The following is a 15045-nucleotide window of genomic DNA, read 5'->3' as shown; positions in this document are numbered from 1 at the left end:
TGCTTCTTATTTAGTTTTCAGTAGGCAGATATAAGCATCTTCCAGCACGGCTCCTACACTCTCCGCTCTTGCATCGGGCTTCTCATCAGCTATGCAGCGCACCCTAATTCGGTCTCCTTCGCTCATATGGTGCACAATCAGGCGCTCTTTATTAACTTTCTCAAACTCTTCAGCCCTAATCTCAAATTGCCACACACGGTTATTGGCAATGCCCACCATATTACTTGGTGTACCCCAATACTTCAACTCTCCTTTTTGCATCACTGCCACCTGGTTGCACGAACTGGAAATATCCTCAATAATATGCGTTGAAAATAATACGATTCGCTCACGACTCAGTTCTACCAGCAGATTTCTGAAGCGGATGCGCTCACGCGGGTCAAGGCCTGCTGTAGGTTCATCAACCACCAAAATCTTAGGCAGGTGAAGCAATATCATGGCAATACCGATGCGTTGCTTCATACCCCCTGAGAAGGAAGCAATTTTACTATCTTTCCGCTCCCACATATGCACCGATTTCAGCACATATTCCAATCGTTCCTTTCGGGTGGAATCCTCACTGATGCCCCGCACGATAGCCTGATAATCGAGGAACTCATAGGCCGTCATATTTTCATAGGTACCAAACTCCTGGGGCAGATAACCAATAATGCCCTGCAGCTCTTCGCGCTTTTGCTGGGTATCAAAACCATTGATATAAACCTTGCCGTAACTCTGCTCCAAAATGCCGCAGATGATGCGCATCAGTGTGGTCTTTCCGGCACCATTGGGTCCCAGGAGTCCAATCATACCTGTTTTAAACTCCAACGAGACACCCTTGAGTGCTTTAAAAGGTGTTTTTTGCTTGCCGATGACCGGAATACTGCGCAGCAAACGATAGTAAGAACGTCGCCAAGTGGCAAAGCGACCGCTTATACGTTCAATATTCAACGCTTCTTCTTTTAGCTTTTTGCCAGATTGACTGAGCACCAAAAACAAGTACCATAAAACACCCACTATGATGGCCAGCGGCAACTCCTCCCAGCGAAAAACAAATACCACCATACTCAGCATCGGATAAGTCAAGCGGATGATTCGCCGTAACTGAAGGACGCGTCTGTTTTTAGCATCATCATTCTTGGCTCTGAGTAAAAACCAGTCATCATAAAGGCGCAAGAGTAAGAAATAGTTGAAAATAGTAAACAACATGCCCCACAACTCAGCATCTAAATACCACCAGGTAAAATACACTGCGAAAGCCAGCAATGGCAATTGCCACACCAAGTGTTTGATAAATGCTTTTTGCGAGAACTGCCGCTTGCGTTCTATCGTTTTTTGCTTATTTACACGTGCCTTATATTCGCGCACAAAACGGTTATCCCGGTCATATACTTTCACCAGGTTACGAATGGTAATATTCACTTCTTCATCCTGTGCTACCAGGCTTGTTTTCGCCGTTCGAAGCGATGACTTTATAAAATAGATTACGGCGGGCACTCCACTGATAATGAGCACACCGTACAATAATTGCCAGGCAAAGGACGTATCGCTGTAAAAATACACCAAAGCCAGTCCGCCTGCCCACAGGGCATAGATCAATAGTTTCAGTGCAATATTCAATTCTCGTATCCAGTTGAGTGAGCTGTTCATACCAAAGGCAAAGGTTGGCATAAACACCAGTGTCAGCAAAGTGCTAAAGCTTAAACCACCCACAACGGTAATGGCAAAGGGAGCGCCCAGGGCACCCACATATTCCGATTTGCCCATGGCCAGCGGCAACATAGCAATAATGGTAGTAATAGCCGTAATGGTGATAGGTCGAATACGCGAAATACCGGCATAAATAAGCGCTCTTGCCGGCCGATATCCCTCGCGTTGCAGCTGACGTGAATAATCAATCAATAGAATACCATTATTCACCACCACGCCCAGCAGGATAAGAAATCCGATAAATGTATTGAAGCTCAACAGAGAATTACCCGTAAGCACCAGTGCCAATAAAGAACCGATAGCGGCCAAGGGCACCGAGAAGAGCATTACCACGGGAGCCGTTAGTGATTCAAATACAGCGGCCAGAATCATAAACACCAGCAATAAGCCGATCAAGCCCAAAAATTTAAACTCATCCAGAAAATTATTTTCCTCATGTACTACCTTCATAGATACCCGGGACGATACGGGCACCGATGCCACCAACTCATCCACTTGCGTGCGTGCATCTTCCAGCAGCCTCTTTGAATTATTCACCTCATCTGAAAAACGATAGCTTACCTCTATCTGCTTCTCCTGGTCAACGCGGTTAATCTCGGTTCGTCCCGAGGCGTAGCTGATTTCCGAGAAATCCCGCAAGGGTACAATGGCGCCACTACTGTTGGTGACATTCAGCTCTTGTAAGTCCTCCATAGTCTTGGGAGGTATCTCATCGGCTTGGTTGTCATCTACCGTTTTCATAATGATGTCGTAGGTTTCGTTATCTATTTTAAGCTGACCGCCCGAACTCACCTCCGAGCGAAAGGTAAATAACTCAGACACCACATTAGACGGTGAAATATTCAACAGGCCCATGAGGTAGGCATCCATCCCCAAATGGATTTCAGGACGCTTACCGGCCACTGAAATACGTGCCCGCTCCAGATTTTCAATGTTATTTTCCAGGTAGTATTTAATATCATTGGCCACCATCAGCATCTGATCATAGTCCTCGCCCTTAATCACCACCTTTTCTTCCTGGTCGCCCAGCCCCAGCATGGCCATCATACCCAGTCCCGGGTTGGAGCCAAAACCGCCACCACCGCCCATTACCCTTGTAGAGCTCTGCGTAAGGCTTATCTCGCCACCTTCCACTTCGCTGATGCGCTCCTGTATATCGGCACGTATCTCTGGAATAGTGCGACTGGCAATTGTTTTATAGTTCTCTTTTAAAATAACCGATACCGATGCTTCATCGTCAAACACATGCACCACCACATCTTTCTTCTCCTCCAGGCTTTCCAGGCGGCTCTCAATCTCCCGAACTACCTTATCGGTATTGGTCAGCATGGAACCCGACGACATCTCAACACCAATATTAAACTCACTTGTCTCCACTTCTTCCTGTGAGGATAGGCTCACTCCCAGGCTAAGGATTAGCACCACAAAAAAGACCAGCAAAATACCTATTACGGTTGTCGCCGGGCGCCGCAAAGTCGCTTTCAGCAGCAACATATAATATTGTACCATCCGGTTATGCAAATCCAGTTTTTCCAGCGCTTGTATGCGATGACGCACAATGCCTGAAAGAAACAAATGCGATAACATGGGGATCAGAATCAAGGCCACCAGCAGAGAGACCACCAGGGTAGACACAATGGACACACTGATGTGCTTGGCTACTTCGCGCAGCAAGAGCTCTTCGGAAAAAACAAAGGGCAAAAAGACCGAGATGGTGGTTAATGTAGCCGCAATTACCGAACGCCACACTTCTTTGGTTCCCCGCACTACACTTTCTTCACCGGCATGGCGCTGTATTGAGGCCACCCGATAAATGTTCTCCATCACCACAACACTGTTATCGAGCAACATTCCTATGGCCAGGGCCAAGCCCACCAGCGTAAGCATATTAATGGAGATATCTGTGGCAAAAAAGAAATTAAAAGCACCATATACCGAAAGGGGCACCGACAGCATGACCATGCCCACCAGCGGAATATTGTTGAGGAATATCCACAAAACAAAGAGCGCCAGGATACCGCCGATAAAAGCCAGCTCAATAATCGAATCAAGGTTGCTTTCCATGGTTTCAGCCTGATTGGTGATCACCGTCAATTCTATCGCCTTGGCTTTGTATTCGTCGTTTATCTCGTTGATTAGATCGATGATATTATCCGATAACTCAATCATGTTAACCTGCGCATCTTTGGCTACGGTAATAGCAACCGACTCCATACCATTCACCCGGCTGTAGGAATCTTCTTCCTTAACACTAAAGTTAACCTGTGCCACATCCTTCAACAGAACAGGACCCTCAGCCTTCACCACAATATTTTCTATATCGCTGATGCGTTTATAATCGGCCTCCGCTGTTACATAATACTCCTTTTGTCCCTTAATAACGCTACCAGCAAACATCTTCTCATTTTGGCCCGATGCTATCAGCTGACGAATACTACCAGATGTAAGGCCGTAGCTATCCAACACATCTTGTCGGAGAATGATTTCCACGGACTTCTGACGCCCTCCTGACACCTGAATGGAGGATACTCCATCCACACTTTCCAATTTAGACTTAATCTCCTGCTCAAAAATATTACGAACGCGGTCAACGCCTCCTTCACCCCGCATTTGCAAGGTCATAAACTGGCTGGTCATCTGCTCCACATCGGCTTTAAAAACCTGTGCCATCATATTATCCGGCAGCACATTGGAGGCTCCTTCTACCTTCTCCACCAGCTTCAGGTAACTGTATTTGACATCCACACTGCGGCTGAGGTACACAAAAATCATGGCACGACCAGGTCCCACACGCGTTTCTATCTTTTCAATACCTTCCAATGTACTCACCAGGCCTTCCACCGGTATGGCTCCCTCCTGCTCCATGTGCCTTGGGTCTAACTCGGTATTGGCCTGCACACTCACAAAAAGGAGCGGATATTCAGTATTGGGAATAAGCTCAAAGGACAACTGCCTGTACGAAATCACCCCTAACATGGTTAAGGCTAGAAACAGCATACTGACAAGCACCTTTCGGTTGATTAATTCTTTCATATACCTATGCTATTGGGTTGATTGAAACAGACGGTCGAACACGTAATACACACAAGGAATCACGACCAGGGTTAACAGAGTGGAGGTTATTAAACCACCGATAACTGCAATGGCCATGGGCGCACGCAAGGAGGCGCTATCGCCAAAGCCAAAGGTGAGCGGCAGCAGCGCCAGAATAGTTGTCAGGCTCGTCATTAAGATAGGACGAACACGCTGTTGACCGGCTGCTACAATGGCTTCTCTGAGTTTTAAACCGGCCTTTTTGTATTGGTTAATGGCATCCACTAAAATGATGGAATCGTTAACCGCTATACCCGCCAGCATCACAACACCGATGTAAGCCATGATGTTAAAGGTATGTCCCAGCACAAAAAATGCCCACACGGCACCCACCCCTGCCAATGGGATGGTTAGCAATATGGTGAAGGGATGTAGCAAAGATTCAAATTGCGAAGCCATTACCATGTAAACCAGGATAATGGACAACAGCAAGGCAAATTGCAGGTTGCCAAAGGCATCTTTACGCTTTTCCTCTTCCCCTAAAATAGTCACCTTCGATGTCGGGTGAATATCCAATTGAGCAATACTTTGCTCCAGGTCGGCCACAAAATGATCAAAGGGTCGCTCATCGGCCACCATGGCACTAAGACGAATCACTCGTTTTTGATTGTTGCGTAACACCTCACGTGGTGCCCGACCTATCTCAATGCTGGCTACCTCCGATAAGAGTACATCCTTCTCGCCTTGCGATATTTTTAAATAGGCCAGCTCTTCCAGTTGTACATCAGGTGTTTCCAGTTTAATGTCAGTTAGCTCGCCATTCAGCTCCATGCTGCCCCCCTCTTTTTCCAACAAGTAAGCCGACAAGTTATTCATGATAGTGGATACATCAAGGTTGAAGATACCCGCTCTGACACGGTCAATAACCACATTAACTTCCGGTGCTCCATCTTCAAAGGAGCTTTTCACATTATATATCTCCTTATTACGACGGATGGCTTCCGTTAATACAAGCGCCGACTCTTCCAGCTTTTGAACGTTGTTATCCTCAATTTCAATTACCAAAGGGGCTTCGTTGGTTCCCAAAAGTGTTTGTATGGCCGATTGCTCCTGCACAAAACGCATCTCCAGGCCTTTCACACCTCCATATAAAATGTTCAGTGCCTCCACCATTTGGGTAAAAGAAGCATTCACCTCATCATTCAACACCAACTTGATGTACCCGGTATTTTCACCTTGTTCTGCAGTAGATACGGTCTCGCCCGATGATTCGGGGCCTGCATGGGTATAAATCCATTTTAGTTTATCGCCCCAGGCATCCATCACCATCTGCTCCATTTGTCTTAAGGTAGCATCTGTGCGGCGCAGAGAGGTGCCTGCCGGAAACACCGTTTCAATGGTTACTTCGTTAGACTGCACTTCGGGCATAAATTCACTGCCCACGCGGGGAATAATTAAAGCCGTTAGAGCAATTACAAGTGCAGCACTCATCAACACCCAGGTTCTTTTCTCAAGTACATAATTCAAGAAAATATGGTATGTTTTAAATCCTGTTTCTTTGGGTTGAGCGCTTTGTTTTTTAGCATTTTTAAATACATACTTACTCATCACCGGTATCACCAACAAGGCAACCAGCAAAGATGACAGTAATGAAAACGCCACCGTCCAAGCCTGATCTTTAAACAGCTCGCCCGATGCGCCGTGTAAATAAACGATGGGTAAAAACACCACAATGGTAGTCAGGGTGGAAGCCGTTAAAGCCCCGCCCACTTCAGCGGTTCCTTCAATGGCCGCTTGCTTTACCGGAATACCTTCTTCTATCTTGCGCACGATATTTTCGACCACCACAATGGCATTGTCCACTAACATACCTGCCCCCAGGGCCAGACCACCCAACGTCATGATATTCAAGGTCAGCCCATTGAAATACATCAGATTAAAAGTGGCAATAATAGATACCGGAATGGCCAGGCTCACAACCAGAGTAACCCCAAAGCGTCGCAAGAAAATAAAGAGGACAAAAACAGCCAGGATAATACCATACAAAGCACTCTCCTCCACTTCGCCAATGGCACTTTGTATAAAAGCGCCCTGGTTATTCACCACCTGCAACTTATAACCTGGCAAACGCTGCTGAATTTCCACAAAGGCTTCTTCCAGCTTTTCAACAGCGGCCACCGTATTATAGCGGGTCTCTTTGTAGATGGAAATCCCCAGACAACGTTGACCATTGAGTCGAACAATGCTTTCGGGCTCGCGGTTGGCTAATTCAACTTTGGCCACATCTTTAAGTAATACCGGCGATGACTCCTGAGTATTAGCTGATGAAGCACTTTCGGAAACACGGGTCTGATTCAGTTTTACCACCAGATTTTCAACATCGTGCAAGGCACTTAAGGCACTCAGCCCTTTAATAATGTAACGCTGTCCCATTTCTTCGATGGAACCACCCGACACATTTTGATTAAAGTTAGTGATGGTATTTAATAAGGATGATGTACTTAAGCCGTTAGCCCTTAGCAGCTGCGGGTCGGCCACCACCATTACTTCGGCTTTTTCTTCCCCCGAAATGCGTATATCGGCCACCCCTTCGATGCGAATTAATTCGTTACGGATATAGTTTTCAGCCACCTTGCGCAGGCTGTTCATATCGCTTATCTCATCATTGCTGAATGCCGCCTTAATTACCGCAGTTGCATTGGGGTCGAAGCGAGTAACGTTTAACTCCTCCACATCCTCGTCCTGGCTGACCGGCGTTAGTGCCTTTTGCAAATCCAGAAAGGCCTCGTCAATGTCTTTTCCCCAGTCGTATTCCACCGTAACAACAGCCGAGCCAATACGGCTCACCGACGACACGTTGAGCACACCACTCTGACGCACTGCCAGTGCTTCCACCTGCTCCACAAAACGTTTTTCTATCTCCTCCGGCGAGCGCTCACCCGATACAATCTCGGCATAGATACGTGGGTTCTGAAGGTCGGGGAATAGATCGGTTCCTAGGCGTGACAAGGAAATGATACCCAGCAGGATAATACCCAGCACCAACATGAGTACCGTAACCGGATAATTAACTGAAAAGCGTGAGATTGCTTTCATATTTTGAGTTATGAGTTATTAAGGATAATGAATGATATTGGTATGTGAGATTTTATCACAGTGGCAAATCATCAAAATTATTTTACCACCTTCACCTTGGAACGGTCCTTCAGGGTTTCAAAACCTTTTATTATGAGGCGTTCATTCACCTCTATCCCTTCCAGCACTTCCACCTCACTCATTGTTTCGATACCGGTGCGGATATAACGCTTTTGGGCAGCCGAATTCTTTGCCACAAACACCACTTTGCGATTCCCTTCTGTAATAATTACCTCCTTGGGAATCACCAGAGCACTATCGCGCTGGTCTACCACAATCTCAGCCTTAACAAACATACCGGGCTTCAGTAACTCTTGGTCGTTATCTACTCTCAGACGTCCTTTGAATGTACGTGCTTCGATATCAATAGCCGGTGACAGCTCGGTGATGCGCCCCTTCAACGTATCGTTGGGCAAGGCATAATTCATGATATTGGCCTCCTGATTAATTTCTACTTGCCCCAGCAGATTTTCCGGCATACTCAAATCCATCATCATACTCGTATAATTCATCAGGCTAAGTACTGCTTGTCCATTATCCACCCTGATACCCGGCGAGAAATAGGGTAAATCGGTGATGACACCGCTAAAAGGTGCACGAATGCTAAGTTTTTCAATACTAAGGGCTGCATTTTCATAGGCTTGCTCCGCTGTCAGCAAGGTTTTTTCTGAGTTAACCAGTTCGCGCTTGGTGACACCTCCTTTTTCGTATAAAGCCCGTTGCTTTTCGTATTCCATAGCTGATATTTCCTTATCCAGCTCGGCACCCGGCAAATTGGCATTATTGGTATATTCCTGATCTTTCAGCAGAATTACCAGCTCATGCTGCTTCACTTGATCGCCCATTTTAAAAGGCTTTCCGGTACGTGGATTCCTTTGCAAATGGTAATGCGCCGCCAACTCCGTTTTCAGATTCGCTTGGAGCTCGGGGCTGATGGAGCCCGTTGTAATCAAGGTTTGCTCAATGGGTTTCTTCTTCACCTCCTGAACCGACACGTTAACCGCCACATCGGTATTAAAACTGGTTGCTTCATTTTTACAGGAAAAGAGGTTGATAAGGCCCAAAGTAAGTGCGATGAGCTTTGAATATTTTATGGCTTGCTTATGAATTATCATGGTTGTAGCTATTTAATTTTGGTTAGTATTGATCAATAGGAATGCATAGGGCCGTACAGATTAGATTTATTGAATCATCTCATATTTCATCACATCATCGATGATACTGTTCTGCTGCTCAAAATCATAGAGGGTTTGAAGCTTCATATTCAGCAGCTCCAGCTTGTAATCGATCAAAGCAGCAGTTAAGGCATTTTTTTTCTGGGTTAGCTGATTTTGAAACAGGTTCAGATCCATACTCGTCAGATCTCCATTACGGTATTTCTCCAGGTTGATTTCGTAAGTCAACTGCGCATTTTCTTCGTTCTTTCGGGCAATATCGATCTGTATTAATGCATTGCTAATGCTTCTGTCGATTTGGCGAATATCACGACGGATGGCTTTTTTTTCATCTTCTAAATCATATTCACTAGTTTGTAGTTCGGCCTCTGCAGCACGCATACGCGCTTTCTTTTCGCCCCAGTCGAACAAAGGTATTTCCAGGCTAAAGCGCACATCCTCATTATCGGTAGGGTTATCGTAAATACCCTTTACTTTTTCATTCTCACCAAATAAACCCACCGATACATTCAAGCGGCCTTGAAACTCATTGGTAGCATTGGTTCTGATCAACTTAAACTGGCCGGTCTCAATATCAATCTGTCGCTGCCGTATCTCCATCCTGTTAGACAAAGCAAAATTAGTAGCCATATTTAAATCGATATCAACCGGTAAAACAGACACTTCGGCAATGACCATAATCTCTTCATAAAGGGACATACCCAGCATATATTTAAAGTTATCCTTTATGTTCTCAAGCGTCACTTCACTGTTTTGCACCGCCGACTCACTGGTCATCATATCCAATTCGGCCTGTAGCATTTCTTCTTTAGCCACCAGCCCGGCCTCCACTTTGTTACTGATGATCTCAAAGCTACGTTTGCGATTCTCCCACTCCTCGCGCAAGGTAATCACCTCCATCTGCTTCTGATAAATCTGATAGAAATACTGTGTTATCTGACGTTCCACATTCAAGGCTTCGAGGGCATATCTCAACTTGGCATTTTCATGGTCAAACTCCAGCTCTTTTAGGGTCATTTTGGTTCGGTTATAGGTAAACAAAGGCTGATCTAATACCAAACGCACATTATTACTAAAACCTTCAAATGAGTTTGCAGATAAGGAACCACTATTTTTCTGCCATCCAAACTCGTTTTGCAAGGCAATTACCCCATCGGTCCATATGATGGGCTGACTCACATCAAACACACCATTGCTACTGGTGCTCTCTGCATTAAACCATTGCTGCCTTTCCTCACTATAGCTGCGTCGGTTCGAATATACATAGGGATTAAGGTTAAGTCTGAAGTTAGAACGCAGCGAAGCCCGCTGTGCATTCAATAATTCACGTGTTCGCTCCAGGCCCAATCGCGAGCGCACAATTTGCGGACTGTTCTTAAGTGCCTCTTCTACTGATTGTGGCAATGTCATCAGACGTTGTGCCGGAAGCTGCACAAACCCTGTAAATAAAAGCATTGCCGGGATTATTAGTATCTTCTTCATGAATTGGGATATTATTATCTGATTATTTCTTTATCCATTTTACTGCATCCGCTATCACATAGTCGCTATTGGTTACATCAGAAAGCTTTACGGAAGCCTGTCCCTCTGAGAAATAATATTCTCCCAGATACATCCAGCCGTAATTATCGTTATTCGTCATTACTTTCACCTGTTCCTCGCCGTCATCATGATCAACCACAAAGTTGTAATTGGTTTCTTTATTCTCGCTATTGCGCCTACGCCGGAAACGCTGAACAATGCGCGGCACATAGGCATAAACATCATACCTGCCCGCCTCTTTCAGTTCCACTTTCCAATTGACATAGCCTTCACCGATGCCTTTTCGTTTATAAACAGCAGATTTTAAATACTCACCAAAGAACTGTTCGCCCACAATGGGTTTCCAACTCACGGGATGATTCCAGAAATGCATCATGCCATAGCTTTCATCTTCTTCCTCCTTGTTTTGCATCGCCACCCACCAGTCTTTCACCGTCCGGCTTTCTCCCGTATTAACAATGGTAAAACCACTGTCTTCGTTATCTACAATAACTTCAGATGCTGCCGCATAGCGAAGCGTTTTAGCGGAGGGACGCAGACCTTCAAAGAAACTCACCTTAGTATTACGTTTCACCGCATTCAAAGTGAGATTTTGCGCTGAAGGAATATTGGCTGCCAGAAAAGTATTAACTGTTATATCACGCGGCTCTTCATCGAGTAAAAAACCAAGCTCGTAAGTTTGTCCGGCCTTTAACTGATAGCTCTGTTCGTTACCTTCCTCCGTATTCATTTGAAAACGCGAACGAAAACGGCCCCGTCCGCTCTGTTGCATACCTTCACGCACTGTAAAGCTCAATATCCCATCGGCATTTCCTTTGTTGGCCACCCGCAGGTTCAGGAAGTAACGCACCCGATTACCATCCTTTACTTCAAACACATCCACCGAACTAAAGAGAAAAGCAGCTTTATAGGATTCGTTCAGCCAATTATCATATAAGGCCATAAAATCAGTACGACTGATTTGACTCATTAAGCGCTTAAAATCTTCTACCCTTTGATTTTGAAAACGAGTGTCACGAATTACCTTATCCAATTTCTTATCAAAGTCGGTCAGCCCCACATCAACCTTTAAATTGGAAAACAACTGGCTTCCTTTGGATGCAAATACATTACCCAGAGTATTCACATCTTCCTTCTCAATCAATTCTTTCAGACTATTTTCTCTCAGCTTCAGTATCACTTCATCGTTACTGGATAAGCCTCCAAAATCACGACGTCGTGTTTCGCTCAGGCGCTGATGCAGATAATTTTCCATGGCAATGGTAAGTAAAGGGTAACCCTCCTCTTCTACTCGATTGGCATAGGTAAAGTACAAAGGAAATACCTGGTGACGACCCCAGTTTTCAACATGGCGCTCGGCGGCTTGTCTACGGCCAAAGAAAAAGCGCGACGGACGAATGAAGTTACTGCCCAGGTAGTCTTTCAATACCTCCACCTGCAACTCCTTCTCCGATTGCTCTTCATTGGAGCGCTCCTTTCTTCGGTCCACACGTCGACGAATGCTATGAAGGTCATTTTGCCAGGTTCCGCCTCCACTTTCCGGGAATAGTACCATCTCTGGCATCACACTCTCTGTAGCCAATGACCAGTTGCGAATATAAGTGTAAAAATTAATGGGTGTTTCAACCACCGAGAAGCGCTCAAATGGATAATCAACGCCTAGTTTGCGTTCAAAATCATCTTTAATATTTTTGATAATATGCGGAATGGTATCATTAAGTTCTGTGAAATACTCCTTATAGGCCACGTGCCTTTTATGATGATAGAGATTAAACTCAACACTATCCACCCTGATAGAATGGTGCTCATAATCACCTATTATTAAGCTGTAGGCATTCAGTGGCTTATCATTTATAAAACGATAGGAAGCAATATCCAGACTATCCTTTTTGCCTTGTGCGATAACATCTAAACCGGGAAAAGTCTGAACGGACAGCTTCATATGTGTAAAGGGATAGCTCGTCCAATATTGTTTATCAGCAAGCACCGGGTACCATGCTGATTCGCGCGTGAGCAACACGTAATCATCTTGAATAAAGCTGTATTGCTTGCCTGCGAGCAAAGGATCAAGACGATTCTCTGCCAACTTAACTTCTTCATCAACATCCACATACAGTGCTTCATCAGTAATCGTTCCTTTATATTGCAGTTCCAACTCAAAAGAATCCGTTGGTAAATCATTTGCCTGAATGGTAAGGATATGGGCATCGCGCTTGAAGGACACCTGCTTTGCATTGATTAAACAAAGGTCGACCTTCAATCCCGGATTCAAAACGAGTTTAAGGCTACTGTCCCCGTCATTAACCTTTGAAATCTGCATCTCTGCCTTGCATTCAATAGCTGTAGGATGATGCCTCAGCTCCATTTCATAGGCCACTATTTGATAAGCCGATGGTTTTAATTGCTTGTTAAGCGCTACGATTTTATCCTGAAGGGCACTTCCCTCACTGTCATTTATGTATAATTTACCTGTTAGCAGGGCAGAAACACCCAACAAGGTAAACATTCCTGTTAATAAGATAGGCTTATTGAATTTTTGCTGCTCCAGTCGCGGTAAGCGCCAGATAGTGGCCAAAATAAAGAAAGTACCCAGAAGAAAATATAAAAGACGATGCTGTACTAAGTGAAATACATCCTGAAATCCTGTAAAATCGGAACGCATAAAAGGCGTGAAGAATCCCAATACATCGAATAAACCTAAATACCTATTGCCCAAATAAAACAATGATAAGGCGATAAACCCCAGGAGTAAAACAAAGGTAACAGCCTGGTTGCGGATAAGCGTCATGGTAAAAAATGACAGCCCCAAAATAAACACCAGCGTGGGCATTGAAATAAGAAGCGGATAGGCAATATAGGATATCCAGTCAATGGGTGCCTCGTTGCCAATCAGCATAAATACCAAAGCACTAAGTAAAACAATGGCGTTTAACACCACAAAAACCTTTAATACACCAAAGGTCTTTCCCAGCACATACTCGGTGTTGGTCATGCTTCTGACATAAAAAGCCTCGGTGGTATCCAGTTTTTTATCGCGCCCCAGGAAATCGGCCGACAAAAACACGGCTATTACCGCCTGTGCAATGTTAAGCAGCCACAGATTAAAGTAAGGCGCTGCCGACGGCAATACGCGCCCTTGCCATCCTCCATCAGCTACAGCTGCAATGCCAAAAATGTTAAACATCAGAATAAAAGCCAGTATTATGATGGAAAAGATTCGAAAGAACCAACTTCGAAACAGGGTTTTAGATTCGAAGCGCGCAACAGTAGAAATATTGAAGAAGGAAATCATTGATACTGAAATTTTTCGTTGGCCACATATTCCATAAAATACACATAGGCGTGCTCCAGATTGGGTTCTACGGCAGTCGTTTCCCACCCATTCACTTCGTTGGCCACAAATTCTATTTCATATCCACCGGCACCCGGCACGGAGGTAATAACCGGATACTGTTCGCTAATGAGCTTCATCTGCTCGAATGACACACTGGCTTTAAAAACATGACCCGCTGACTGATTAATGAACTCCTCAGGGGAGCCCTGAAAATGAACCTGCCCGCGATTAAGCAAAGCCATTTGCCGGCAGGTGGATGAGATATCGCCCACAATATGGGTTGACAAAATAATGATGACTTCTTTTTGACTAAGGTTAGATAGGATATTACGAAAACGAATACGTTCTTCCGGGTCGAGACCTGTGGTGGGCTCATCCACAACAATTATCTTCGGATCACCTATCAAGGCCTGTGCAATCCCCAGACGTCGCTTCATACCCCCGGATAGCTTATTGGCATAACGGTTGCGCACATCAAACAGCCCCACCTGTTCCAATAGCTCATCAACGGCTGCTAACCTATCCTTTTTACCTTTAATACCCGCCATTGAAGCTGCATAATCCAGAAACTCCCAAGTGCGTAATTTGGCGAAGAAGCGGAAGTCCTGAGGCAGGTAACCCAACATAGAACGCACCTCGGCACGATTTTTTGATAAAGGCATGTCGTTCACCATTACCTCGCCATGTGTGGGACGCAGCAGGGTAACTAATATCCGCATTAAGGTTGATTTACCGGCTCCATTGGGTCCCAGCAGGCCGAACATACCCGGATTAATCTCAAGGTTAACCTTATTGAGTGCCCGAAAGTCATTTTTATACACCTGACTAAGGTCGTTAATCTGTATTTTCAAAATAATTGAGTTTAGGTTACTTGGCAGCAGCTAAAAGCGTACCAACATAATTATTTCATTAAACAATAGACTTTTAAATATTTAAAAGCTTATTGATAGTGTTCGATTCTGATACAATATGTTCAAATTCGAACACTATTGCATCACTTGCCAACATGCTGCCCAATAACAAGTCTCAATTTACAATAAATATTGTTCACAAACGAACATAGCTAATAACATAATCATGTTGAACAAGCATATGACGCTTCCTGATGCAAATTCCTGCGAAAAAAAATATTCACTT

General features: G+C 44.8%; 6 protein-coding genes. All 6 read right to left on the bottom strand.

Translation table 11 applies throughout. The features are described from left to right. Positions 1-6 precede the first annotated feature (6 nt). Positions 7-4722 carry an efflux RND transporter permease subunit gene (locus tag ACRD7A_RS03420; protein ID WP_430810893.1) on the bottom strand — a complete coding sequence of 1572 codons (4716 nt, stop codon included), beginning with the start codon at positions 4720-4722 and terminating at the stop codon, positions 7-9. A 9-nt stretch (positions 4723-4731) separates the two neighbouring features. Next, positions 4732-7818, bottom strand: a complete 3087-nt coding sequence (locus ACRD7A_RS03415; RefSeq protein ID WP_430810892.1) for an efflux RND transporter permease subunit — start codon at positions 7816-7818, stop codon at positions 4732-4734. A gap of 77 nt (positions 7819-7895) precedes the next feature. Further along, positions 7896-8972, bottom strand: coding sequence for an efflux RND transporter periplasmic adaptor subunit (locus tag ACRD7A_RS03410; RefSeq protein ID WP_430810891.1), 1077 nt, complete (start codon positions 8970-8972; stop codon positions 7896-7898). Between the two features lie 66 nt (positions 8973-9038). Then, on the bottom strand, positions 9039-10514 hold the full coding sequence (locus tag ACRD7A_RS03405; RefSeq protein WP_430810890.1) for a TolC family protein: 1476 nt from the start codon (positions 10512-10514) through the stop codon (positions 9039-9041). A gap of 22 nt (positions 10515-10536) precedes the next feature. After that, on the bottom strand, positions 10537-13866 hold the full coding sequence (locus tag ACRD7A_RS03400; protein ID WP_430810889.1) for a golvesin C-terminal-like domain-containing protein: 3330 nt from the start codon (positions 13864-13866) through the stop codon (positions 10537-10539). Then, positions 13863-14759, bottom strand: a complete 897-nt coding sequence (locus tag ACRD7A_RS03395) for an ABC transporter ATP-binding protein (protein ID WP_430810888.1) — start codon at positions 14757-14759, stop codon at positions 13863-13865. Before ACRD7A_RS03395 ends, ACRD7A_RS03400 begins: the two co-directional genes overlap by 4 nt. Positions 14760-15045: the final 286 nt, after the last annotated feature.

This window comes from Carboxylicivirga longa (assembly GCF_050589825.1).
GTDB lineage: Bacteria > Bacteroidota > Bacteroidia > Bacteroidales > Marinilabiliaceae > Carboxylicivirga > Carboxylicivirga longa.
Note: the sequence above shows the minus strand (reverse complement) of the source record. Positions and strands in the feature narration are given on the sequence as shown.